Below are 25,127 nucleotides of genomic sequence, written 5' to 3' on the forward strand. Positions count from 1 at the left end.
AAATGCAGTTAATTTGAGAATCTGGCTGCAGGAATTCTCACGATTAAGTGCCTAACCCGGGCAAAACCACCGCATTCTTGCATTTAAATGCCAAGCGACAGCGATCACGAGAACCGCGATCACGAGCAACAGGAGTCCTGCCACGCCCATGCCACCATCATCCCGCCCGACATCATCTGGTCCATCATTGCAGGTCTTTCGTCCAGTGCACGGCGAACGTCATCGACGGGCGGCGCGCGATCTCATTCCGCCTTTTCCCTGAATTTCGCATGGCAGCTCGCGCAATCCTCGAGCATGAGGTGGAAAACGTGCTCTGCCGGCATTGTTGACGGATCTGCGTCGGCGTCCCTGCCCGGCCTGCGCCCGAGCAGGCTCCCGCCCAGTGGCACGTGGTCGCCCATCTTCATGTCGTCGGTCAGCCGATCCGGCGCCTCGTCCGCCGCCCGTGACAGCTCCGCGGCGAACGTTTCCAGATGGTTCGACAGCGCAACAAATTCTTCGCGGGACCTGTCGATTTCAGCGGTTGCGCCCGAGTGACCTCCGAAAGACCCGAGGGGAAACTGCGACACCAGGGCTTCGCCCGAATGCTGCCGGATCGTTTCCGCCGCACCCTTGAACGCGCGCGAGTCGTAATCGCGTCTGCGTGAGAACATCCAGTCGATCGTCCTCGCCGCCTCGGCAATGGCCTTCATCGACGCCTGTCGCTCGGCCACTAGCGGATCGTCCACCCCATGCGCCGCGATCGCCGCCGAGGATCCCGCCAGGAGCAGCCCTGCGGCCAGAGCAGCTCGCCATATCACTGGACCCTGGCCTCTCCGGCAAGACCCTCGATGATCGGGCAGTCCGGACGGCTGTCGCCGTGGCAGTTCTTGACGAGATGGCGAAGCATGTCCCTGAGGCCGATCAGCTCGGCGATCTTCCGGTCGATATCGGATAGCTTGGCGTTGGCGATCGCCTTCACGTCCGCGCTCTCGCGGTCGCTGTCGCCATACAGAGAGAGAAGCTGTCTGCACTCCTCGACCGAGAAGCCGAGGCTGCGCGAGCGCTGCAGGAACCGCAGGCGGTGTACGTCGACCATCGAATAGTCGCGGTAGCCGTTGCCCGCGCGGTCGGGTTTAAGAAGGCCGATGTCCTCATAGTGGCGGATGGTCTTGGCCGGGAGGCCTGATTTTTCCGAGACGGCGCCGATGTTCATTTCTGCCTCCGATGCAAAAGGTCGAGCCAACATAAACCTTCCAGTAAGGGGAATCTCAAGAGCTTATTTCTTCATGATGGCGAATGATGGCCGCGGTCGAAGGCACCTGACGGAAAGCGCACTGTGCGGCTTAGTGCTCTGCTAACTCTGGCTTGTCGCCAAGGGCGACTGTTGTGGCAGCATCGCCTGAACCACCCGGTCCTTGCGGTAGAGCAGGTGCCAGAAGGCGGCACCCACATGGGCGACCATGAGCGCGAGGAGCAGCCTCGTCAGCAGTTGGTGGACCGGCGCGAACCAGCCGCTGACATACATCGCCAGCGTGCCCGTGAGCGGAAGGGCGAGCAGCACGGCGTACAGCGCCGAATGACTGATCCCGCTGGCGATCACGCTCCAGCGCGGCAGACCGGATGGCAACGGTGGCGCCCCCTTGTAGAACCGGAGGAGCATGCGTCCGGCTACCAGCCCAAAGATCGTCCACCCGGTCCAGGCATGCACCTGATGCAGCAGCATGTCGATCGGATCAGGATGACCGCCCGCCGCATGAGCGACGTGAGTCCTGACGATGGCCCAGGAGGTCGAGACCTGTGCCGCACACAGGATCACCACGAGCCAATGGAGGGCCTTTTGCATCGGAGCGTATGCCCGCGCGTCCCTCGCCAGCCATCGGCGCGCGAGGAACCCGACCGACACTTGTCCTTGCCGAAGCATCGCAGGAGGATGCCAGCGGGGCGTTAACGTCCGGTTCACGCCCCGCTGGCAGATGACCGCCTGGCTGCGCTGCGGGCGAGCCTAGTTGCTTCCGGCGCCGCCGCTTCCGGACAGCAGTTCCTTGCCGTGCAGGACGATGACCGTGGCGCCGACCGTCACGCGCTCGTAGAGATCCTCCACGTGCTCGTTGATCAGCCGGATGCAACCGTTGGAAACCGCCTTGCCGATGGTCCAAGGCTCCGTGGTCCCGTGGATTCGGTAATAGGTGTCGCGCCCGTTGCGATAAAGGTAAAGGGCACGCGAGCCGAGCGGGTTTGAAGGTCCGCCCGGGACGCCATCGGCGTATTTCGCGTATTTCCCGGGTTCGCGGCGGATCATGTTCGGCGTCGGGGTCCAGCTCGGCCACCTGGCTTTCCGGCCGACCTCGGCAGTGCCGCTCCAGGCCAGCCCCGCACGGCCGACCCCTATCCCGTAGCGCCGTGCCCGGCCCTCCTCCTCGACGAAGTAGAGAAACCGCTCCGCGGTGTCGATTACGATCGTCCCGGCGGCATAGCCGGACGGGAACGCGACCTCTTGCGGCACGTATTCAGGATCAACCTCGAACGGCTCCGACGGGATGTGAGCGGCGGCCGGGCGTGGCACGACGGGAATTGCTGCTGCCATGCATGCCATGAACGAACGTCGGTTGATCATGCTTCCCCTTTCGTGACCTAGCCGGGCGGCGGGAGGCAAGCCTGCCGACGATTGCGCTTACCGCCAAGCTTGAGGCCGAAAGGTAATTAGAAGGTTAGCCGCGGCAGCGCCGTTGCATCGGTGATGGCTGCACTTCCAAGATAGCGCCTGGAGCGGTGTTTCCGTGCCGGCCTGTCGTGCGCTTTCGCTCCTTTCCCTCTGTCAGTTCCCGCAGGCGTAGAAGCCGCGATACCCAACCGTCAGACCCTGATCGAGTTCGAACACGAGCTCAGCATTCTGTCGCCAGTCGGCCTCGTCGCCGAGCATTCGCACTGCGATCGTGGTGCCGGGCGCAGAAAACTCCGCAATGCCACTCTGCGGATCGCCAGCTGTATCGAGAGTGATGAGGACCCCATTAAGCTTCAATGCCGCCCCGCCGCCCCCCTGGGCGGACCAGAGGATCGGATCTGCCTCAGGACTGCGGTTGAACCTGCAGCGGGCGCCGGGTCCAAGTACACGATCGGCTTCGGCCTCATGCATCGGCGCAAGGTCGAGCTGGCTGATGAGAGTGTTCGAGAGAGCGTCCTCCACGGTTCCCAGCGCGACGGGCGGGTCCTTGTAGATGCTTTCCACCACGTTCCCGGACGAGACGTCGGCGATGAGATAGCGCATCTCGGCGATCTCGCGCCGTTGGGCCTCGATGATATCGTCGGCGAGCTTGCGCACACGAGGATCTCGGATCTGCGCGCGCTCGGAGGTCATGATCGCGATTGAGTAGTGCGGGATCATCGCGCGCATGTAACTCGGACCGGAGGCCGTGACCTGGCTGCGGACCAGCCAGAGGGACAGCGCAAACAGGATGACCGATCCGATGAAGATGGCGATGTTGAGAGGCATGCTCTTGTACATGCCCATCATGTAGGCAAGCATGACGACCGCCATCGTCGCGCCCATCATGACCGCCATGTAGGTGCGCGTCTCCGAGAAGAAGACGTGCTCCCAGGCATAGGTGTTCAGGTACATCAGGATGAACATTACCACCGTGGAGGTGAGGATCATCAGGCCGAAGCGGATATAGGACATGCTTGTCACCCTGCTCGTGCGCGCTATTCGCTTTGGGACTCGGCAGCTCCGGGAGGCGGCCCGCCGGGCACGTCTCCTGCAGCGGGTGCTGGCGTCTCTTCCGCCTGCCCTTGAGCGGAACCAGTCAACCTCGAGTAATCGTCGGCCGATAGCCCCGGCAGGGCACTGATGAAGACGGCGATCGCAGTGATCTCCTCGGGTGAGTGGTGCTCGCCAAAGGCCGGCATGCCCGTCATCTTGATGCCGTTGGCCGCGATCCAGTAGATTTCCTCGCCCGTCCATTCGGTGGCGGCTTCCGTCAGGTGCGGCGGCTCTGGCCTCATCCCCCGGGACCATCCTGCGGGCTCCTGCCCAGGGCCGCCGTGGCAATGGGCGCAGCTCTCTGCGTAATGCCCGGCTCCCTCGGCAAGTAGGTCTTCGGAGACGTTCTCTGGCAGGTCGACGCCGCCGGCCCGGTTCGCCACGGAACGGTGCATGGTGGTGTCGAGCGTCCACCGCACCGCATCGAAGTGCTGGTCCGAGGCAGCGACGTTGTAAACTCCTGTGTAGGCGATGGTCAGCCAGACGACGATGCCAAGCAGGATCGTGCCGACAACCCCGCCGACAACGCCAACAATGGTAGGATGCTTCTCCATGTCTGCTCTCCCGTTCGTCGACAGATCTTGCCTGGATTACGATGAGGCCTCGCCCATACCCTATGGGGGTACCTCTCCCTCTCAACCGAAAGCCGCCCCTGAAGTTCCTCGAAACCTTCGGGCCGCAAACTGGTTCATCCAGTGCAACGCGAGGTCCGCAACCGATGAGAGATCGAAAGCAAGCAGCTCTTCAGCGCCTCGCGCGCGTCGAGGGCCAGGTGCGCGGGATCGGAAGGATGATCGAGGAGGACCGCTACTGCATCGATATTATCAACCAGGTGATGGCGATCCGATCGGCCCTCTCGCAAGTGGAAATCCTCATCCTGCAGGACCACGCGGACAACTGCGTCGAAGACGCGATTTCATCGAGCGACCCCGAGGAGCAGCGGCGCAAGTTTCAGGAGCTCATCGAAGTGTTCGAGAAAATCTGCAGATAGCCGGCGCCAGGCATGCCGCGGCCGGGCAGCCAGTCTGGAAAAGGCCGAGCACGTCGCCGAGACCTGTGAGCTCGCCTGATCAAGGGAGGACGTGCACAGCCAGCCGACGCGGTTCGCACGTGATTTCCTCGTACGAGGCACTCGTTCTCAGACCTTTCGAGCATCAAACTGCGATCTGTCGCAAGAACTGCTGGGCGCGAGCAGATCTCGGATTACCAAAGAAGGTTGTCGGTTCGTCCTCTTCGACGATGCTGCCGCGGTCCATAAAGACGTTGCGATCCGCCACCGGCAGGAGCGATCTCGCCCTCTAGTTCGGGATCGCGTCCAGATGTTGCGATTCGAATAGCGCAGGATCGCCGTCGCGGTTCCTGCCCCTTCACTACGGTGGGAGGGACCGCCCTTCTCGGCCGTCCCGGTCGCGCGGCGAGTTCCTTACGCTGAACGGCTGCAGTCTGCAAAAGGACGTCCGCCGTCGGCTAAGCTCCCTTGCCGTCGAGGCGGCGGCGAATCTGATCGATGCCGGTCCGGTCCGGGATTCCCACGCCGCAAATCAGCCGAACGTGCGGAGTTCCACGCTTCAGTGATCGGCGTGCCGCTTCCCAGCAGTCGAGCGTGATAGGAAGACTCGCTCATACGCGAAGACCGCGGTGATGGCCACGACAGCGGTGACCACGATGAGCGGGTCGGATTGCAGCTTCATGGCGCCGAAGACGCCGAGCACCAGCGTGTCGAGGGCGATGGCCGTGACCAGCACCCAGCCGCTCGCTCCGATCTCCTGGCGCAGCCGGCGGAACACGCCCCAGTGGATCAGGATGTCCATCACCAGATAGAAGAAAGCGCCGAGCGAGGCGATGCGGCTGAGGTCGAAGAACACAGTCAGCAGCCCCGCGATCACCACCGTGTAGACCAGCGTGTGCTCGCGGATCGGACCGGACATGCCGAAATGGCTGTGCGGGATCATCTCCATTTCGGTCAGCATCGCCAGCATGCGCGAGACGGCGAAGACGCTCGCGAGCAGGCCCGAGGCGGTGGCGACGACCGCGAGCGCGATCGTGAAGTAGAAGCCATAAGCGCCGAGCGCCGGCTCCGCCGCCTCTGCCAGCGAATAGTCCTTGGCGGCGACGATCTCGTCCAGAGAGAGACTGGAGCCGACCGCGAACGCGACGAGCAGGTAGACGACCACGCAGATCGCGATGGAGAAGACGATCGTGCGGCCGACATTGCGGTGCGGATCGACGATCTCGGCGCCGCTGTTGGTGATCGTGGTGAACCCTTTGAACGCGAGGATCGACAACGCGATCGACGCCGTAAAGCCGGCGATCGGGATGGCTTCTGGCGAACCGGATGCCGGCGCGAACGCAAACCCGCTGGCCGCGAGCGCCGCGATGCCGAAGACCGCGATGCCGCCGATCTTCAGGAACGCCATGACCACGGAGAACAGACCGACGGAGCGGTTGCCCGATATGTTGACCAGGTAGGCGAAGACGATCAGCCCGACGCCGAGCACTGGCACAAGGGTACTACCGGCATCCAGATTGAATGGCCGGAGGACATAGGTGCCGAAGGTGCGGGCGACGAGGCTCTCGTTGATCACCATGGAGAGCGCCATCAGCAGCGATGCCGCCGCCGCGATCGCGCCGGGTCCATAAGCCTTCTGCAGGATCATCGCGATCCCGCCGGCGGACGGGAAAGCGTTCGACATCTTGACATAGGTATAGGCGCTGAAGCCGGTCACGATCCCGCCCGCAACGAAGGAGAGCGGGAACCAGGGTCCCGCCAGTTCCGCGATCTGCCCGGTGAGCGCGAAGATGCCCGCGCCGATCATGACGCCGGTTCCCATCGAGACGGCGCTGGTGAGGCTGATGCTGTTCGCCTGGTAATCGGATTTCATCGTGTGCCCGTCTGTCTCGGTTCCAGTGTGGCCCGGAAAGGTGCCATGGACGTCATAGCCGCATTTCCGCCGGGCTTCCTATCCGCCGCGAGGCCGCCCGGCTCGGTGCAAGGCTGCCAGGGCCAGAGATGCCCATGACGATATAGATGAAAGAGCCCGACCAAGCGATCAATAGGAGACCGTTCAAGGCCTCGACACCGGTGATGAATCGAAGGTGGCCGCTGGGAAAGACGTCGCCGTGTCCCAGCGAGGTATAGCTCACGATCGAAAAATAGAAATAGTCGAGCGGATCGGCGATGGTCCGACCGAAGCGCCGTGGCCTCACCCGGATGAAGGAGATGTGGGAGAGCGGCATCAACGTCTGCTTCGGCCAGGATTCGATCAATGATCCGTGGTATCCGGTCGGCAATGGCAACATGATGAATATCCTCGATAATGGCAGGAGAAAAGAGCCGCCCCGACCAGGACGTGCGTCTGAGTGTACATTAGATACCCCTGCCCTGGTCACTGGCCCATTCGGACATCTGCCCCGGCCCGCCGAATACTGTCATTTGGTTGCGGATTTTCAGGCTCCACCTCTCTAAAATTTGCGAGATCGGCTCAGAACGATCGTACCACCTCCTCCGTGATAGCACCTTCCTCATCCGTCGGCACAACGAGGACGTCGACGGCCGAACCGCGCGATTTGATGCAGCGTTCATGACGAGCGTTGCGCGCGAGGCGGGGATTGCGAGAATCCTGGCCGGATCAAGGGGCGCTCGATAAATCTGAAAATACCCTGGTGACCTTCCCATTGCTGGAACCTTTAGACCTCGACTCAACCGCAATGCCGAACCGAGGAAATTCGTGATGAACGCCCACCACAAACCCGATCCCGCCAACGTCCGGCAGAGCTTCCGGATCGAAGGCACGACCTGCGCCTCCTGCGTGCGCCGCGTCGTCTAGCGCGGCAATGGTCGCCAGATCGTCGCGATAGCCGCTGCGCGTGGGGAGGGCTGCCCTCCGTCGAAGTCATTACCACCTTAAGGGAGAGGCTTGGGACGATGTAGAGTATCTGGCCGCCATAACCCCAGGCATAGCTTTACCTCGTACCCGCCCATTTCGGCCAGAAACCAGCCATAGCCGTGTAGCTCTCGCCCGAGTGCATCAAGCGCATTCGCGGCTGCCAGGATGCTTCGATCCAACGACATGGGCGTGCTCGAGCCGGAATAGGCGAGCCGGAAATGGTTAGAGCCGGTGGTCGAGAGCAACGCCTGCGGTCGTGATTCCGGCGCCGGCCTTGTCGGTGAAATCCGACAATCCCATGCGGCCGGGCACGTGAACCTGCTGGAAGATGACCTCCTGCTCCTCGCCGTGTATGGCGCGCCACGAGCGGATGCGCCGCTCCAGTGTCCGGCGAATGCCTGCCCCAGGTTCGGGTGCCGCCGGATCATCTCGTCGTAGTCCAATCTGTCGATCCTCAGGGGCGCACTCCAATCCAGGGTCCCCATTCCGTGCCGATTGACACCGTTATGGAGCTCCGTTGCGATCGTCGCGGTGGCCAAGACCGCCCGCTATCTGGCGGTCGCTGCCGCCACGCTCGGAGTTCTGGATAAGGTACAGGACAGCACCTGGATCGCGATGCACCTAGGGATTCGACCCGGGAAAAAAGGAGTGCGCTAGCGAGATGCCCCGGTCCGAGGCAAGCTATCCCGTCGCCGCGAGACGCGCGACCTTCCCGATTCCGAGAGTGCCGTTCGTGCGGTCCATGGAAGCCTTCCCATCAGTCTCCGTTCCAGCCAGGGCACGGATCGCGTCGATGGTCTCGGGAATGACGATCGCCTGATTGTCGACCATATAGGCGTAGTAGAGCTCATTCCCGTCTACTTTCAGCATGTCCTCCCAGATCGCAACCTCGTACAGGTCGCCGTGCGGCCGGCCGATGTCGAGCATCCATTCCTTGACGGCATTCAAGGCCGCCAGGCCACGGTCGATGCGCACCAAGGCGATCCGGGAGGACTCCCGGAACGCGTCCAGCACCTCCTCCTTGGCAGTCTCCCTGGTCAGTTCGACGTTCCAGTAGTGAAGGTGAGACAGCGTCTGAGGCACCTTCACAGCCATCGTCAGGACATCCAGTTCCGGGTCGACCGTCTGCGCATCAGGCCCCTGATGGCTCGGTATCTCAGGCTCCGGGACCAGCGTGTTCATGATCCCGCCAAGATGGCTCTCCCATGGGTCTGTTGCGCGCCTCAGCAACGTTCCCCGCGCCTTGCGCAGCAACCCCACCCTTTTCAAGGCGGAAAGCGTCCGGACGATGGATGTCGTGTTGCACGAGACGACACGTGTCGCATCCCGTCCAAGGGCGCTCTCATAGGTGCATTCGGCGACGAAGGAGTGTCCGGTTGCCTCGTGTTTCTCGCCTCCCTGGAGGATGAACTTCTTCGCCATCCTCCTGTAGGTTTCGATGTTCGCCGCAGCGACCTTCTTCGGAGTGCAATCCACCACGACGTCCGCAGCGGCCAGGAGCTCGTCCAGGCTCCCGGCGACCTCGATGCCGTTCGCTGTCATCGCCGCCGAAGCTTCGGGCCGCGCGGCATATATCCGCATGCCCTTCCCGTCCGCCACCTGCATGCGCCAGTCCGCGGATATGTCGGCTACCCCAGCCAGTTCCATGTCATCCTGGAGGATGACGGCTTCCGCCACCCGTTTGCCGATGACACCGTAGCCATTCACTGCCACTCTCGTCTTGCCTGTAGTCATTTTCCTTCTCCATATATTTGGTTGGCCGTGAGCGGGCTGCCGCGATGACCGCTTTCGTTGCCCTGGAGCAGCCGAAGCGCTTCCCGCGCGACTTCCACTTCCTCATCGGTGGGCATCACCAAGATGCGTACCTTCGAGGCCGGAGTGCTGATCGACGGTTCCCCCTTAAGGTTGAGATCGGGGTCGACCTGCACGCCCAGCCACTTGGCCGCCGCGCCGATCAACTCTCGGATGGCTGGTGAATTCTCTCCGATGCCTGCGGTGAAGACCAGCATGTCCAGTCCGCCCAAAGCTGCGGCGAGAGAGCCGATCTCGCGTCCGGCGCGGTAAACGAAGGCATCCACCGCTCCGCGCGCCTCGGGGCTGTCGGATTGGAGCAGCCGCTGCATGTCTCCCGTGATCCCGGAGATTCCCAGAAGGCCTGACTGATGGTAGAGTAGCCGGGCGACTTCCTCCGCCCGCATGCCTCGTTCCTGCAAGAGGTACAGGACCACGCCCGGATCGAGCGCACCGCATCGCGTGCTCATCACCAGGCCGTCGAGGGGCGAGAAGCCCATCGTCGTAGCCACGCTCTTTCCATCGAGCATCGCGCAGAGGCTGGCGCCGCTCCCGAGGTGGGCGACGATCACCTTGCCTCCTGCAGGAGGACCGTACGACTTCCGGAGTTCGGAAGAGATGTAGGCATAGGACAACCCGTGGAAGCCGTATGACTGGATGCCCGACTCAGACAGCTCGCGCGGAAGACCATAGGCTCTGGCGACAGCCGGCCGCCCGGCATGGAACGCGGTATCGAAGCACCCGACCTGCGCCGCGCCAGGAAAGAGGCTCTTTGCCCTGTCCACGATTTCCAGGTTTTGCGGCTGGTGGATCGGAGCCAGCGGAATCAGCCGGCGCAACTCCTCGACAACGTCATCGTCGAGGAATGCAGGAGACGTGAACGCCCACCCTCCGTGGACGATCCGATGGCCTACTGCTTGCAGCCGGGAGATGTCGACCACGGAGCGGATTTCGTCGGCGGCGATCTCGACCGCCGATCCGCTGTCCAGCGGCCCGGCGCCAAGGTCGCGTTGCCGTGCGGGCTCCCCGCCCCCGGAAAGCCGGAGGCGGGGGTTCGCATTGAGGGACGCAACGCTGCCCTTCACCAGAAGCGGCAGACTCTCGCTCAGCTCGTAGAGCGCGAACTTCAGGCTCGACGAGCCCGCGTTCAATGCCAGGATCACTGGAGGCATGGCTGACACCTCCGTCGATCTAGTCGCCCGACCATTGCCAGTCGCGGACCTCAGGCATGTCCTGGCCGTGCGCCCTGATGTAGTCGTGATGCTGAAGAAGTCTTTCCTGCATCATCTGCCTCAGGCTCTCTCCGCTCGCCCGGGTGGCGGGCGTCCTCTCTACCGCGCTCTGCACCAGGTGATAGCGGTCCAGCCCGTTGAGCACCGTCATGTCGAAGGGCGTGGTCGTCGTCCCTTCCTCGTTGAAGCCCCGGACGTGGAAGTTGCTGTGGTTGGTCCTGCGATACGTCAGCCTGTGTATCGTCCAGGGATATCCATGGTAGGCGAAGATCACGGGCTTGTCCGTCGTGAACAGCGCATCGAACGCGCGGTCGGTGAGGCCGTGGGGGTGAACCTCGCGCGGCTGCAAGGTCATCAGGTCGACCACGTTGATGACCCGGACGTTCAGGTCCGGCATGTGCTCCCTCAGGATCTGGACGGCGGCGAGCGTCTCGACGGTGGGAACATCCCCGGCGCAGGCCATCACCACGTCGGGGTCGCCGGAGCCCTTGCCCGAAGCCCAGTCCCAGATGCCGATGCCTGCGTTGCAATGTGCCCTCGCCTGGTCCAGGGACAGCCACTGCCAGGAGGGCGCCTTCCCGGCCACGATGATGTTGATGCGGTCCCAGGTCCTCAGCACATGGTCGGTGACGCAGAGCAGCGTGTTCGCGTCCGGGGGAAGGTAGACACGAACGACGTCCGCCTTCTTGTTCAGCGCGACGTCGACGAACCCCGGATCCTGGTGGCTGAAGCCGTTGTGGTCCTGCTGCCAGACATGGCTCGTCAGCAGGTAGTTGAGGGAGGAGATGGGGCGCCGCCAGGGGATGTCCCGGCTCGCGTCCAGCCATTTCGCATGCTGGTTGAACATGGAGTCCACGATGTGGATGAAGGCCTCGTAGCAGGAAAACAGCCCGTGGCGCCCGGTCAGCAGGTAGCCTTCCAGCCATCCCTGGCAGGTATGTTCCGAAAGGATCTCCAGAACCCGGCCTTCGGGGCCGAGATCGGTGTCTTCCGGCAGGACCTGCTCCATCCAGGCGCGTCCCGTCACCTCGAAAACGCCCTGGAGCCTGTTGGAGGCCGTCTCGTCGGGGCCGACTAGGCGAAAGTTGCGGCTGACTTCGTTCGTCCGCATGACTTCGCGCAGGAAGCCGCCCATCACCCTCGTGGCCTCCGCCTTTCCCTCGCCGGGACGGCTGACTTCGACGGCATGGGGAGCCAGTCCCGGCATCTCCAGGCTCTTGCGGAGCATCCCCCCGTTCGCATGCGGATTGGCGCTCATGCGCCGGGTCCCCGCTGGCGCGGCGGAGAGAACCTTCGGGACGGGGCTGCCGTCCTCTCCGAACAGCTCCTCGGGGCGATAGCTCCGAAGCCAATCCTCGAGCATCTTGAGGTGCTCCGCGTTCCCGGCGAGGCCCGAAAGCGGCACTTGATGGGAACGCCAGAAACCCTCGGTCTTCAGGCCGTCGACCTCCTTTGGCCCGGTCCAGCCCTTGGGACTCCGCAGCACGATCATCGGCCAGCAGGGGCGTTTTCCGCTGCCAGAGCCTGCGCGGGCATCTTCCTGGATCTCGCGGATGTTCCTGAACGCCTCGTCCATCACCGAAGCCATCCGCTCATGCATCTCAAACGGATCATCCCCTTCCACAAAGAACGGTTCGTGGCCGTAGCCGACCAGGAGCGAGCGCAGTTCCTCCGGCGGGATACGGGCCAGCACGGTGGGATTGGCGATCTTGTACCCGTTGAGGTGAAGGATGGGGAGAACGGCGCCGTCATGCGCGGGGTTCAGGAACTTGTTCGAGTGCCAGGCGGCAGCGAGCGGCCCCGTCTCGGCTTCGCCGTCGCCGATCACGCAGGCAACAATTAGGTCCGGATTGTCGAAGGCGGCACCGTAGGCATGGGAGAGCGCATACCCAAGCTCTCCGCCTTCGTTGATGGAACCCGGCACTTCTGGCGCGGCGTGACTTGGAATCCCACCCGGGAACGAGAACTGGCGGAACAGCTTCCGCATGCCCGCCTCGTCCAGGGAGACATCAGGGTTGAGTTCGCTGTAGGTACCTTCGAGATATGTGTTGGCGACCATGGCCGGGCCGCCGTGGCCCGGCCCGCAAACGTAGATCACGTTCGCGTCCCGGAGCCTGATGACCCTATTGAGGTGGGCGTAAATGAAGTTAAGTCCCGGCGATGTCCCCCAGTGCCCGAGGAGCCGGGGCTTCACGTGCTCTAACTTGAGCGGCTCGCGCAGGAGCGGGTTGTCGAGCAGGTAGATCTGCCCGACGGTGAGATAGTTCGAGGCACGCCAGTAGGCGTCGATGCCATGGAGCTCTTCTTGGGAGAGCGCCGTTGCGGCGGGAACCTTTGGCTGGGGGGGCATGCCAATACTCCTTGTCAATAATTGTCTCGGTGTCTGATCGTTCAGCTTGGTTTACGAACACGATAGGTCCCGCGTGGCCGAGGTCTTCAATTGCTACGGCGAACATTGCTGCAGCATTACAGCTAGCGAAGGTCCTGACACTATCATCGGGCGCAGCGCCCGAGATCGGCTTTCAAGGACAATCCCTCCCGTGGACGCAACCGGTGAGATCCGTCGCTGCGGTCGTGAACACGGGGGCGAAGCCGCCACCTGGCGTTCGTGCGTTCGTTGTCTGCCCTTGGTACAGACGCGCGGTGACGAACTGCACTTGGCCCGCGTAGACGTAGTTGCGGACATCGAACTTCAAGGCCCGCGGCGGACCAGGTTCGCCGACCAGCCGCTCGCCTGGAGACACAAGTTCCTGTGCGACGTAGTCCCCGGCAAGGATCTCGCTCCAGACGCGCCTCGTCAGCTTGTCGCCGCGGTAGGCTGCCCTGCTTCCAAATCCGGAGGCGGGCTTGAAGAACAATTTTCGGCGCCGCGCCCAGAGAGACTCTGCATTGTCCGCGTCGACGAGTTCGGTTTTCGGAACACCTGTCGCCAGCGTACCTGAAATCTCGTCGGGCACCCCGAGTGCGAGCAGCCCGGGGCGATCGCTGAGCACCGCCAGATTTCGTTTGTTGGCATACAAGGCATGCGCGAAGGGGTGCGGCGTCAGCACCACCGCACGTTCGAGATAGGCTTCGCGAAGAACTTGATGAGCTGGCTCTTGCAGCGTGAAATCGGTGAGCCGATTGTACACAAGATCTATAAGACCCTGATCATGCCAGAGGCTGCCGTCGCGCAACTGCAATGCCGAGGGATCCGCTATGACTGCATCGATCCCGTGATGCTCGAAGAGGCGCTTGAACAACAGAAACTCAGGGTAGAGATACTGCTCCTCCGGACGCTCGTCGACGATGGCAATGCGATGCAAAGGCTGTTGCCCACGTTCGAGACGCCATTCGGCGAGGAACATGTCGAAGAAGGCCTCTTCCAGGGCATCGAGCGTGTCCGCCCCCGGCACCATGGACTTGACTGCCTCACAGCATGCCCGTTGGGCGCGCGCCAGCGAAAGGTTGAGGAGGGCGCCGCCTGCATTGGTATTGATCTCGATGAGCTTGGGCTCGTCGGATGCCAGGTGGAAGTCGAAGCTCATGAACACGCCCCGCGCCCGGGGTTCGAACCGCGCTATGTCGGGCATCCCCTGGAGGACGAGATCACGATAGGCGGGCAACGCTATGACCGCCTCGGCAGCCCTGACGATTTCTGCCATTCTCTCGAGGCGCTGGCGCGACACGAAAACGGGAAGTGCGGCGAACATATGGGCATATCTGTCACCCATGGCCGGAAGGATAGCGGGTGATTCCGGATTCGCCAGAAAGGCCCGGCTGAGTTCTGCACGGTCCAGGCTGATGCAGAAGCAGCTGGTGTTCAGCAACTCCACATCTAGCTCCGGGTCCGGCGAGCCTGAGCCGGGACTTGGCCGCCGAGTTTCACTTCGATAGACCATGGTTCTTTCCAGTCAAGTCAGGGGCGCGGTGGCATCGATCGTCTCCAGCCGCCTACTTCTGGGTGCCCGCCTTGTAGAATACCGACGGCGCCTCGGAGGCGTCGCGTGGAACGGCATAGACCTCGTAGCTGGCTACAGGATCCTCCCCCATGCCGAGCGACCCCTGCGGCATTCCGGGAACCGCCAGGCCCGCGACCTCGGGCCCCTCGGAGAGCAGCTTCCCGATCGCTTCTAGCGGAACGTGGCCTTCGAGGAAATAGCCGTCCACGGCAGCTATGTGGCAGCCTTCCATCTCTGCTGGCACCCCGGCCTGCTTCCTGATGGCCGAAAGGTCTTCGAGGTCGACCGTGGACACCTTGTATCCGGCCTTCTCAACCGCCTCCGCCCAGGCATGGCAGCAGCCGCACCAAGGTGTCTTGTAAACGGTCATCTCGGCCGCGGCCATAGAGACCGCAGTAGACGCAACGAGCGCCGCCAGCGCGGCGAAGAGGGATCTGCTGTAGGTGTTCATTCGAGGTTCGCTTCCTTGTTCGCGGTGATTGGAAAATCGTGCATGGTTTCGGCGACAGCTAGCGCGCGCCTTGCTGAGCGCCCGGTCTGACGGTCACATCATTCCCATCGGCATCAGCAGGTTGTCGGCCGCAGCCTTCTGGACTTCGTCGAGCGAAGCGTAGAACGGCTCCACCGCTGCCCTCAGTTGCCGTACGGCATCGAGACGGGCCGAAAGCAGCTTCTCCCGCCTCTCGAGCGAGTTGGGCAGTCCTTGGGCATCCTGCTCCTGCTGCATCATGCCCGTGGACCCGCGCGCGTTCTCCCGCAGAGCGGCGGCCACGGCCTCCCAAAGGGGCTGCTGGGCGTCCGTCACCTTGAGTTCCGTCCGCAGGAACGCGATCCGCCCCTCGACATGCTCGGGCGCCATCATCTTCCCCATCATGCCGTCCTGCATCCCCGCCCCGTCGGCCATCATGCCCCGCATCATCCCGGCGTGGCGGCCCATCATCTCCTGCATCATCTTCATCATGTCGCCGCCCATCATGCCGCCCGGCATCTCGGCTCCCCCCGGTGCGGGAGCGGACGGGTGGGGAGCCGGTTCACCCGGAGCCGGAGCCGTGGTTTCGGCCGGAGCCGGATGGTGGGCGTCCTCGGCGAGCGCCGGAGAGGCGGAAAGCAGCATGGCTGCGGCGAATGCGGTCTTGAGGATCTTTGTCATGGCTTTGTCCTTTGAAATGAGAGACCCGGGCGGCGGGATCGCCGCCCGGGTACGTGTTCATAGCGCCTGGAAGGTGATCCCGTTGGGACCCTCGCCCACCTCGTGGGTGCGAACCACGGACTGCGTAGCCACGGAGATCTCGGAGACGGTGCCGTCGACGATGTTGGTGACGAACACATGGGCGCCGTCGTCGCTGACGGTCACGCCGTGCGCTCCCTTGCCAGTGGTGATCGTCTTGACGACCGTTCCGCTCGCCACGTCGATCACTGACACCGTGTCGTCCGGCTCGGCCTCCGTTCCCTGGTTCGCCACGTAGACGAACCGTCCGTCAGGGGTCGCATGCATCTGGATGGGAGACCGCCCCACGTCGATGCGGGCGGTGACCTGCCGCGTCGCTGTGTCGATGACCGCCACCTTGTTCTCGTCCCTCAGCGAGACGTAGACCCGCTTCCCGTCTGGCGTGAAGCCAACCTGCACCGGGGCCTTGCCGACCTCGATCCTGTCCGTCTCCTCCAGCGAGGCCGTGTCGATGACGGATACCGTTCCATCCTCGACGTTGGCGACGTAGATGGCGCTGCCGGCGGGGCTCATCCGAAGTCCGTGCGGATAGTCCCCGGTGCCGATCTCCCGCACGGCCTCGCCTTTGGCGAGGTCGATGACCGACACCGTATCATCGCCCGCATTAGTGACGAAGGCGCGCTTGCCCGAAGGGTCTGCGATCACGTGGGCAGGATGGGTTCCCACCTCGATGGTGGATGCGGGACCCGATGCGAGGCCGGCCGGATCAAGGACGATCAGCGCTCCGCCCGCCTCGGAGCCCCCGTATCCGCCGCCCTGCGAGGTGCTGCCATGGCTGTCCTCGGCTTCGGCGTGCCCATGGCCGGCACCCACCTGCAAAGGGCTGCCGACCGCGAGAACGCGGCCCGTCCCTGGAACGAACTGGACGTTGTGCGGCGTGACCGTGACCGGAACGATCTCGACCCTGCCCGAGGCAAGGTCGATCCGGCTGACAGAGTTACCGTACTCGTCGGCGGTGTATACAAAGCCGGAGGAAGCTGCCTCGGCCCCCGCATGTCCCGCGAAGGGCATGAGGAGCGCGAGCGCGGACGCCATCGCAAGTGCGGCCAGCGCGGCTCGCCGCGAGATCGAGGCGTGTATTGCTGTAAACATGTTCATGGTGAAAAACTCTCATTGTTCGTGACTCCGTTCAGGGAGCGCACGGAACCCGCGGGCGCGTGCGCTCAGGCGGTCACGGAGAGCTTGGGAGGGCGCGACAGGGTCGACGGGTCACGCGGGAGCGACGTCGAAGGAGGCACAAGGGCCGCCGGCGCAGCTTGCGTGGCCAACGTCAGTCCTGCCGAGGGAACGGGAACGCAAACCGCGCACGAGGTAGCCGACATGCAGCAGTCGTCCGCATCGCCCTGATCCGCGCCGCTGTCGTCGCATGGGACAGCGTGCGCGTGCCCCTGATGCCCGTGCGGGCCTGCAGCGGCGACGTCCGGGTTGCCGATGGCGACGTGTGCCTCCCCGCCCGTTGCATGGGCGTGCCCGCCGCCGAAGGTGGAGAGCGAGAAGGCGACCAGAACGGCAAGCAGGAGAGCGACAAGGCGCGCGGCGGGGGCCGGCGCATTCGCTTTCCTTTTCGTACTGGTCAGGTTCAGTCGCAACCTGCTCGTCCTTCTAATGTCCTCGACTATCAAAGATAGACCGCGCCGCCGCAACGCTGTTTGTCCTGGATCAAAGACGAAGCGGTTTCCGGTTTCGTCGTTCGTGTCATGTCGTCTTCCGGTACAGCCTGAGCAACTGGGCATTGAGGGCGACGATGATGGTGCTTGCGGACATGAAGACCGCACCGACTGCCGGGGTCATCAGGAAGCCCGTCCCGAAAGTGATGCCGGCGGCCATCGGGATTGCGATTGCGTTGTACCCGGTCGCCCAGATCAGGTTCTGCACCATCTTCCTGTAGGTCGCGCGGGAAAGGCCAAGGATTGCTGCCACGTCCCGGGGGTCGCTTCTGACCAGGACCACGTCGGCGGATTCGACGGCCACGTCGGTTCCCGCGCCGATCGCGACACCCAGGTCGGCCTGCACCAACGCCGGGGCGTCATTCACGCCGTCTCCGACCATGGCCACCTGGAGGCCGCGGGACTGTAGCTCCTTGATCTTGGCCGACTTCTCGTCGGGAAGCACCTCGGCGAAGTACTCTTCGATACCCAGTTCGCGGGAGACGGACGCCGCCACGCCCTTGGCGTCTCCTGTAAGCATGATGGAACTGATGCCCAGCGCCTTCAGTTCTGCGATGGCTTCCCGGGACTCCGGCCTCACGATGTCAGCAAGCGCGAACAGGGCGCGGGGCACACCGTTCCGGACGAGGACGACGACGGTCTTGCCTTCTGCTTCGAGTTCGCCGAGTCGGCTACCCGGGACCGGGTTGCCCTGTCTGGCGAGATGGCCAGGACTGACGATCCGGATGTCCTGTCCCTCGATCTCTGCGACGATGCCCTCACCCGTGAGGTTTCGGACATTGCCGGGAGCGGGAAAGTCGATGCCCCTCTCCTTTGCGGCTGCCACGATTCCTTGGGCGATCGGATGTTCGGAATGGCTCTCGACGGAAGCGGCAAACCGCAGTTCCTCCTCTTCGCTCCCACCCGCGAGAAGAACGGTGTCGCTTACGCCGAACAGCCCCTCCGTCAGCGTCCCGGTCTTGTCGAAGACGACCGCATCCAGATTGCGCGCGCGCTCGAAGGCGGCGCGGTCGCGGATAAGCAGCCCGCTGCCAGCGCTCAGGGACGTGCTCACGGCCACGACCAGCGGCACTGCCAGGCCCAGCGCATGGGGACAGGCGATGACCATCACCGTGACCATGCGCTCGATGGCGAATTGCCAGCTCTCGCCTGCGAAGACCCAATAGGCGAGTGATCCGAAACCAACTGCAAGGGCGATGTAGGTGAGCCAGCCCGCTGCCCGGTTCGCCACGTCCTGGGTGCGGGACCGCGTCGCCTGCGCCTCCCTGACGAGGTTGATGACCTGTCCCAGGTACGTCTTGTCGCCCGTCGCCGTGACCTCGATCGTGACGACGTTCGCGCCGTTGACGGCGCCGCCGATCGCGCTGTCACCCGTTTCCTTCGACACCGGGCGCGATTCCCCTGTCAGCATCGCCTCGTTGAAAGAGGACCTGCCTTCCACGATAGCGCCGTCGACGGGGACCTTGGCGCCAGGGCGGATGAGGACCCGGTCCCCGGGAACGAGGTCGGAGATGGGGACCTCGGTGACAGCACCGGACGCGTCCAGCCGCGCCGCCGTGTCCGGCAGCAGGCGGACGAGCTCTTCGAGTGCGCGGGAAGCGCCCATAACCGAGCGCATCTCGAGCCAATGCCCGAGAAGCATGATGACGATCAGCGTCACCAGCTCCCAATAAAAGGACGTGCCCGGGAGACCGAAGGTGACGGCGGCGGAGTAGACGTATGCGACGGAGATCGCGAGCGCGATCAGCGTCATCATGCCGGGCTTGCCTGCGCGTAGCTCGGACGTGAAACCCGTCAGGAAAGGCCAGCCGCCATAGACGTACGCGACGGTCGAAAGGGCGAACAGCAGAAACTCGCTTCCGGGGAAATCCAGGCTGCCCTGGATGCCAAACCAGTGTTGGATCATCGGAGACAGCAGCAGGACCGGCGGGGTCAGGACGAGCGATATCCAGAACCTTCGCCGATAGTCGGCCACCATCTCGCCGTGATCGTGCCCTGAATGGCTGGAGTTTCCGGCGTCGCCGCGAGCGGACTTGCCGTGGCCTGCTGGATGCTGCTGCCCCGCTGATTCAGCGATGTGCTCTTTGTGATGAACGTGTGTCATGCAACGCCTCGGTGCCATCGGTGTCGCATCCAATGAATTCTTTGCGACAGCAGGCAGGGCCCGGCCAGATCTCGTCCGGCCCCGCTATTTCAATCCCTACCCCTTCCAGCGGGTGGAAGGTCAAGTCCTTTTTCTTCAAGAACGAACTCGGTCTCGACCACAACGAGAGCCGATCCTGGCACGGCTGGCATCGCCACGTTTCGCTCGTCATGCTCGCCTTCGCCATGATGGCCACCATCCGCCATGAGGCCAATGCCGCGCTCCCAAAACGACGCGCCGGACAGGATCGGGAACCCGCCGCTCATCCGCTGGTCGGTTCAGGAATCCGCCGCATCGCCACCCGCCTTGCACGACGGCATATCCACCCCGCCCATGTCATCGCATGGTCGCTGTGGCGACGCGCTCATCAGGCCGTAGCTCAGCGAGCTCATCTCAAATCAAAAATGCAAATGTAATGCTACGCTCCATACGCCTCCCCATACCGAATATGGCATGGCCAGTCCATGGATTTGATGTATGTCAAGGATAGTCGTCATGATCGGGAGCTAGCATGCCGGATTCCATCGTTCTTCTACGTCGCGCCGCCCGCGTGTCGAGCCAAAAACTAGAGTGGAAGAGGTTCAGGGGAGTTTGTCAGGTCGTATGGCGAATGTGATGCGGCCAGGGGCTGTCGACAGCGCGAGGGGGTTGCCGTTGACCCCCCTGCGCGATCCAACTGAGGCTCTGCTGATGCGAGGCCCTTCCCTGAAGCACATTCGGTCTGGTTCGTCGTGAGTACGCCTGCCTCCGACGACGATCTCGCGACACTGCAGCGGGAGACTTTCGACTACTTCGTTCGGGAAGCCAACCCGGCCAACGGGCTAGTTCGCGATAAAACCGAAGAGAACTGGCCGGCAAGCATCGCGGCTACGGGACTTGCGCTTGCATGTTATCCGGTCGGCGTGAAGAACGGGTACATGAGCCGCGGGGCGGCTGCGGAGCGCACGCTGGCTACCCTTCGCTTCTTCTGGGAAAGCCCACATGGGCCGGAGCCCGACGCCACCGGGCACCGCGGCTTCTATTATCACTTCCTGGACATGGAAACCGGCCGGCGGGCCTGGCGTTGCGAGCTTTCGACGATCGACAGCACGTTCCTACTGGCCGGAGGGTTGACAGCAGCAGCGTTCTTCAACGCCGATACGCGAGCGGAAGCCGAGATACGCACCCTCGCAATCGAGCTTTACCGCCGAGCCGACTGGATCTGGGCACTAGACGGAGGAGAAACCGTCACCCACGGCTGGACTCCCGAGGGCGGCTTCCTGAAGCATCGATGGGAAGGATACGACGAGGCCCTCCTGCTATATGTCTTGGGCCTCGCCTCGCCTACTCATGCCCTACCCAGAAGCAGCTACGAAGCCTGGACCTCTACATTCCGATGGGAGCATTGCTACGGCTACGATTACCTCTATGCGGGCCCCCTGTTCATTCATCAGCTCTCCCATGTTTGGATTGACCTCCGCGGCCTCCAGGATTCCTTCATGCGCGGCAAGGGAATCGATTACTTCGAGAACAGCCGTCGGGCCACCTACGTGCAGCAGCGCTACGCGATCGAGAACCCGCGCGGTTTCGATGGCTACGGGGAACATTGCTGGGGCATCACGGCGAGCGAAGGTCCTGGCCCCTCCACCCTCGAACTAGATGGGATCGAGCGTCGGTTCGAAGACTATGTTGCGCGGGGAGTTCCCTACGGTCCGGACGATGGCACCCTAGCCCCTTGGGCCGTCGCCGCTTCCCTGCCGTTCGCTCCAGAAATCGTTCGGCCTACAATCGCGTTCTGTATCCATCAAGCCAAACTGAAGGCTGCCAACGCTTACGGGTTCAAGGCCGCTTTCAATCCTACCTACCCCGGATCTACCGACAATGCCTTGGGCTTTTGGGTTTCGCCATGGTACTTCGGGCTCAACGAAGGGCCTGTCATCCTGATGATCGAGAACGAAAGGAGCGGCCTGGTATGGGAGTTGATGCGGTCCTGCCCATACGTTCGACGAGGTCTCCAGCGTGCAGGATTCAAGGGAGGATGGCTGGGCTGACAGATGGGGCTGGCAGCGTGATTCAGGCCCGACCAGATCGCCTGAATGTTTAACCTGGCGCAAGGCGCGTACTCGCCGTTGGTGTTTGATACGAGCGACTAACGGGAAATGTCCCGTTTGAATTCTCGGCGCGGCGACGCGGTTTCGCTAACCGGTGCGCTGCATTTCTACCCATCGAAGTGGCGCACCGAATAGTTGAGCAAGCTCTGGCTCACTAGACAGGAGCATTCAATGACCCGCAATGAAGATCATGAAACATTAGGAAGGATTTGGGACGGCGACGGTGCCAAGCCGCACGATGCAGCCGTCCAGCGAGCGTTGGTCGAGGTACGGCAAGAAATAATGCGTTTTCTTGAAAATCGGCTCCGCGACCGGGACGAGGCGGAGGAAGTGCTTCAACGGTTCTCCTTACGCGCCCTGGAGCAGTCATTTCAGCTTCGCGACGTACGTACTGTGCGTGGCTGGTTGGGGAGGATTCTTGCGACGACTATCGTCGACCATCAGCGAGACCAGATAAGGCGTCGCAAGCGCGAAACAGAGGTCGATCCCGACAGTTTAGAGAACCACTCCGCCGAGTCCGACCTAGGGCTTGAGGCAACCATTTGCAATTGTTTGTACCGCTTATTGCCTACGATTAAGCCGGAATATGCGGACATCATTTGGCGCGCGGACATTCTCGGCGAGCCACGCGATCGGCTTGCCGCAAGCCTTGGAACCTCGCTGAACAACATCACCGTCCGGTTGCACCGAGGCCGTCGCGCGCTTCGCAAGCGCCTAGAGGAGATGTGCCGGACCTGTCCCATCCACGGTTTTCTCGATTGCTACTGCGAGAAGGCGGTGCAGATCGCCGCAGCACGTGCTGCCATTTTAAATTACGAGAAGTCACCAAGAGATGTATAGCGACCCGTTCTTTAGGATCGCCGAAAGCGTTGTCATACAGGAAAGAAACAGGTGATCTGTCGTCGCAGTGCATGGAGCAGTCTTTTACGGCTGGCTAGGTCGCTGGGTGGACGCATGATGGGTTCTCGCTTCACACTCATTCTCCTGCTGGTCGCTTTTCTCAACGCTCTCTGCTTTCCGCTCATCACGCTCGGCCTGACACACGTCTCGCATATGACTTTCGCGACACTCAGGGCTGTTTTGGCAGGCTTGGTTTTGGGCGTGGTCGCAATAATGCTTCGGCGGCCCATTCCAACTGATTTCCGATCGTGGATTGCTCTCGCGTTCATTGGCCTTGGAGCCACCACATCGGCCTATTTCGGGATGTTCCACGCTGCTGAATTTGTTTCGCCAGGGCTCGCGACTGTCATTGCCAACTGTCAGCCCCTGATCGCGGCCGCGCTAGCATTTGCATTCCTCTCGGAGCGGTTGCGACCCGCACAATACGTTGGATTGGCGATCGGGTTCCTCGGGATCGTCGTCGTTGCCTTGCCTCAGCTCGACATCAAGCAAGGCTTCGATGGCGTGATAGGACCGGCCTTCATCGTCTTGGCAGCCGCTGGCCTCGCCGTTAGCAATGTCCTGATGAAAGGTGTCAGAAACCGAATTGACCCTTTGGTCGCAATGTCGGCGCTGCTTCTCCTCGGAGCAATCCCTCTGGCAGTTATGGCGTTGGCGCTGGAACAGCCATTTAAGATACACCTTTCGTCCGACTTCGTGTTCTCATTGATCGTTCTGGCCCTTCCCGGAACAGCCTTGGCGTACTGGCTCTGGTTTTGGGTGCTCGATCGCGTTCCGCTCAGCCAGGCGAATGCATTCACCCTCCTGACGCCGGTCTTCGCCCTGCTGCTCGGTATCGGCTTTTTCGGCGAGCAGTTCGGGCCCTCGCTGGCATTCGGTCTGGTCTTGACGGCGATCGGCCTCGTGATCGTGGAGCGCTATGGCGGATCCTGATTGGTTCGAAGGGGGCGTTCAGGTGATCGTCACTCAAACCATGACATCGCGGTTTGCGCGTCAACCCCGGCTACCTCGATCAGTCGATCAGGATCGAGTATTCGGAGACGCCGATAGTGGAAATGCACGATTTTGTCTTTGCGCAACGTGCTTAGAACACGGTTCACGTGAACGAAGGTAAGGCCCGTGGCGTCCCCGATCTGTTCCTGTGTAAGAGGGATTGCCATCTCCTCAATATGGTTGCCGGGCCATTGGGCCCGATGCCGCGTGAACAGTTCAAGGAGAAGGTACGCGACGCGCGCTCGCGCAGTGCGACGCCCGATACTCGTCATATGGTCATAGGCTACACTAATGTCACGGGCCAGTCTGCTCGCGAGCCGCATGCTGACCTCGGGATCGTCCTTCAAAACGGTTGTTAGCATAGTGTTCGGGATGACAGAAACAACCACTTCCGTCAGGGCCTGCGCCCCGTAGCTGATTTTAGCCCCGTTTGAAGTCGGCACTGCCATGACCGCTCCTGGTAGCGCGAAATGGACAATCTGCCGCCTGCCATCTTCAAGCAGTGTGTAGATCGCTACCCAGCCGGACAGAAGGTTGAAGATCGACTTGCTTGTCTCGCCGAAGCGGAACAGGTCCCGCCCAACCGGCATCCTGCGATCTCCCGTTCGAAAACGCGGGAGAAGCCGGTAGGCATCCGTCGATGGCGGTAATCCTATCACCGGAGCCCAAGCCTCGCTGTCGGCTCCGTCTTTCGGGCACTTTGGACGCCTGCTCAAATCATCAAGCGGACCGCCCGAAGGGCGTGCAGCTTCCTGTGCCGTAAGTCCTTGAAACAATGGTCTACTCCGTCCACGTTGGAACTATCTCATCGGTCGCGGCAGAGCGACCCGGTTACCTCATTTTGTAAGGACGCTCGATGCCAGCTTTTATTACAGTCGCCGGGCGTAATCCCGCTCCGATGGCTGTTTCCGCAACCAGTTACTCGTGCTGATGAAATCCTCGCTCCGTCACAACGGCGCCGTGGTCGCGCTTAACCGCCGCAGCTTCTGCGGAACAGCATACAGAACAAGCACCCGCGCCTTCGTCAGAACACCGAGGAAAAACTAGATGCGATGGGATCGTGGGACCGGAGGATCTTGGCCAAGTATGATTGACCGGAGGCAATCGTCGCTAAGAGCGGGGATGGTCGAAGATTCACCTAGTCTCCAGGTGAACTCGGTTCGGTGCCCGGCTATGAGCACTTGGCATGGCGAACATACTACCATGCAGCATATCCGTTGGGATGCGCAGTCATTCGGGGGCAATGGCGCGGCGAATTCGGGACTTAGGGCCATGTGACGCTGGGAGATCGACTGAGCCGGCGCGAAACTTCCCTCACGCGCGAAGGCCAGCTTCCCCTGCATGAAGAAGGAAACCGTGCAAACAACCAGCAATGCCAGTAGCTTGAGCATGTTCACTTACCCGCCGCCTCCTGACTGAACCGCTCCGGGTTTGCCGGAGGCTCCAACTCCTGAGAAGGTGGAGCCATCATGAGCAAGACGACGAACAAGTTTTCCCCGGAAGTGCGCCAGCGAGC

Annotated in this window: 21 protein-coding genes and 2 pseudogenes; 5 read left to right on the forward strand and 18 right to left on the reverse strand. The window is 62.5% G+C overall.

Annotation, left to right across the window (positions count from 1 at the left end; all coding sequences use genetic code 11):
- Window positions 1–242: 242 nt before the first annotated feature.
- The 6 genes from V1479_RS25410 to V1479_RS25435 form a co-directional block, all read right to left on the reverse strand.
- Window positions 243–728 (reverse strand): cytochrome c, encoded by a 486-nt coding sequence (locus V1479_RS25410; RefSeq protein WP_368805309.1) that lies wholly within the window; start codon window positions 726–728, stop codon window positions 243–245.
- A 68-nt stretch (window positions 729–796) separates the two neighbouring features.
- A complete protein-coding gene (gene cueR, locus V1479_RS25415) occupies window positions 797–1,195 on the reverse strand; it encodes a Cu(I)-responsive transcriptional regulator (protein ID WP_173194138.1) in 399 nt (132 codons plus the stop codon).
- 141 nt (window positions 1,196–1,336) lie between these two features.
- The gene (locus tag V1479_RS25420; protein WP_173194136.1) at window positions 1,337–1,825 is read right to left on the reverse strand and encodes a cytochrome b; all 489 of its coding nucleotides are present in this window, start codon (window positions 1,823–1,825) and stop codon (window positions 1,337–1,339) included.
- Window positions 1,826–1,984: 159 nt separating this feature from the next.
- On the reverse strand, window positions 1,985–2,596 hold the full coding sequence (locus V1479_RS25425; protein ID WP_173194134.1) for a L,D-transpeptidase: 612 nt from the start codon (window positions 2,594–2,596) through the stop codon (window positions 1,985–1,987).
- 201 nt (window positions 2,597–2,797) lie between these two features.
- Window positions 2,798–3,658 carry a DUF6692 family protein gene (locus V1479_RS25430; protein WP_368805310.1) on the reverse strand — a complete coding sequence of 287 codons (861 nt, stop codon included), beginning with the start codon at window positions 3,656–3,658 and terminating at the stop codon, window positions 2,798–2,800.
- A 23-nt stretch (window positions 3,659–3,681) separates the two neighbouring features.
- The gene (locus V1479_RS25435; protein WP_368805311.1) at window positions 3,682–4,293 is read right to left on the reverse strand and encodes a c-type cytochrome; all 612 of its coding nucleotides are present in this window, start codon (window positions 4,291–4,293) and stop codon (window positions 3,682–3,684) included.
- Between the two features lie 164 nt (window positions 4,294–4,457).
- Here V1479_RS25435 and V1479_RS25440 point away from each other — a divergent pair, with 164 nt between their 5' ends.
- Complete coding sequence (locus V1479_RS25440) at window positions 4,458–4,730, forward strand: metal-sensitive transcriptional regulator (RefSeq protein ID WP_173194128.1); 273 nt, start codon at window positions 4,458–4,460, stop codon at window positions 4,728–4,730.
- A 577-nt stretch (window positions 4,731–5,307) separates the two neighbouring features.
- On the opposite strand, the gene V1479_RS25450 is transcribed toward V1479_RS25440, so the two are convergent.
- From V1479_RS25450 to V1479_RS25505, 11 genes and pseudogenes are all read right to left on the reverse strand, one after another.
- Window positions 5,308–6,621 (reverse strand): APC family permease, encoded by a 1,314-nt coding sequence (locus V1479_RS25450; RefSeq protein WP_173194125.1) that lies wholly within the window; start codon window positions 6,619–6,621, stop codon window positions 5,308–5,310.
- A gap of 52 nt (window positions 6,622–6,673) precedes the next feature.
- Window positions 6,674–7,039 (reverse strand): potassium channel family protein, encoded by a 366-nt coding sequence (locus V1479_RS25455; RefSeq protein WP_173194123.1) that lies wholly within the window; start codon window positions 7,037–7,039, stop codon window positions 6,674–6,676.
- 764 nt (window positions 7,040–7,803) lie between these two features.
- Window positions 7,804–8,103, reverse strand: a pseudogene (locus V1479_RS25465) (IS21 family transposase); the annotation flags it as partial.
- A 204-nt stretch (window positions 8,104–8,307) separates the two neighbouring features.
- Window positions 8,308–9,360, reverse strand: a complete 1,053-nt coding sequence (locus V1479_RS25470) for a type II glyceraldehyde-3-phosphate dehydrogenase (protein WP_368805312.1) — start codon at window positions 9,358–9,360, stop codon at window positions 8,308–8,310.
- Window positions 9,357–10,589 (reverse strand): acetate/propionate family kinase, encoded by a 1,233-nt coding sequence (locus tag V1479_RS25475; protein WP_173194120.1) that lies wholly within the window; start codon window positions 10,587–10,589, stop codon window positions 9,357–9,359. Before V1479_RS25475 ends, V1479_RS25470 begins: the two co-directional genes overlap by 4 nt.
- Window positions 10,590–10,608: 19 nt before the next feature.
- A complete protein-coding gene (locus V1479_RS25480) occupies window positions 10,609–12,999 on the reverse strand; it encodes a phosphoketolase family protein (RefSeq protein ID WP_368805313.1) in 2,391 nt (796 codons plus the stop codon).
- Between the two features lie 172 nt (window positions 13,000–13,171).
- Window positions 13,172–14,464, reverse strand: a complete 1,293-nt coding sequence (locus tag V1479_RS25485; protein ID WP_368805314.1) for a hypothetical protein — start codon at window positions 14,462–14,464, stop codon at window positions 13,172–13,174.
- Window positions 14,465–14,582: 118 nt separating this feature from the next.
- On the reverse strand, window positions 14,583–15,041 hold the full coding sequence (locus tag V1479_RS25490) for a DUF411 domain-containing protein (protein ID WP_173194118.1): 459 nt from the start codon (window positions 15,039–15,041) through the stop codon (window positions 14,583–14,585).
- Between the two features lie 93 nt (window positions 15,042–15,134).
- Window positions 15,135–15,740 carry a Spy/CpxP family protein refolding chaperone gene (locus tag V1479_RS25495; RefSeq protein ID WP_154722913.1) on the reverse strand — a complete coding sequence of 202 codons (606 nt, stop codon included), beginning with the start codon at window positions 15,738–15,740 and terminating at the stop codon, window positions 15,135–15,137.
- A 57-nt stretch (window positions 15,741–15,797) separates the two neighbouring features.
- Window positions 15,798–16,916: a YncE family protein gene (locus tag V1479_RS25500; RefSeq protein WP_154722912.1), complete on the reverse strand. Its 1,119-nt coding sequence runs from the start codon at window positions 16,914–16,916 to the stop codon at window positions 15,798–15,800.
- A gap of 597 nt (window positions 16,917–17,513) precedes the next feature.
- Entirely contained in the window at window positions 17,514–19,589 is a 2,076-nt protein-coding gene (locus tag V1479_RS25505) for a copper-translocating P-type ATPase (RefSeq protein WP_368805315.1), read from the reverse strand.
- Between the two features lie 113 nt (window positions 19,590–19,702).
- On the opposite strand from V1479_RS25505, the pseudogene V1479_RS26190 reads away from it, so the two are divergent.
- The 4 genes and pseudogenes from V1479_RS26190 to V1479_RS25525 form a co-directional block, all read left to right on the forward strand.
- Window positions 19,703–19,864 (forward strand): annotated as a pseudogene (locus V1479_RS26190) (IS701 family transposase); the annotation flags it as partial.
- 495 nt (window positions 19,865–20,359) lie between these two features.
- Complete coding sequence (locus V1479_RS25515; RefSeq protein ID WP_368805317.1) at window positions 20,360–21,658, forward strand: glucoamylase family protein; 1,299 nt, start codon at window positions 20,360–20,362, stop codon at window positions 21,656–21,658.
- Window positions 21,659–21,889: 231 nt separating this feature from the next.
- Window positions 21,890–22,558 carry an RNA polymerase sigma factor gene (locus V1479_RS25520; RefSeq protein WP_173194110.1) on the forward strand — a complete coding sequence of 223 codons (669 nt, stop codon included), beginning with the start codon at window positions 21,890–21,892 and terminating at the stop codon, window positions 22,556–22,558.
- Window positions 22,559–22,672: 114 nt separating this feature from the next.
- Window positions 22,673–23,551, forward strand: coding sequence for a DMT family transporter (locus V1479_RS25525; protein WP_368805318.1), 879 nt, complete (start codon window positions 22,673–22,675; stop codon window positions 23,549–23,551).
- Window positions 23,552–23,580: 29 nt separating this feature from the next.
- Here V1479_RS25525 and V1479_RS25530 read toward each other — a convergent pair whose 3' ends face one another.
- A complete protein-coding gene (locus V1479_RS25530; RefSeq protein WP_244649373.1) occupies window positions 23,581–24,201 on the reverse strand; it encodes a Crp/Fnr family transcriptional regulator in 621 nt (206 codons plus the stop codon).
- Window positions 24,202–25,127 lie beyond the last annotated feature (926 nt).

This window comes from Neoaquamicrobium sediminum (assembly GCF_040970315.1).
GTDB classification, from domain to species: domain Bacteria; phylum Pseudomonadota; class Alphaproteobacteria; order Rhizobiales; family Rhizobiaceae; genus Aerobium; species Aerobium sediminum.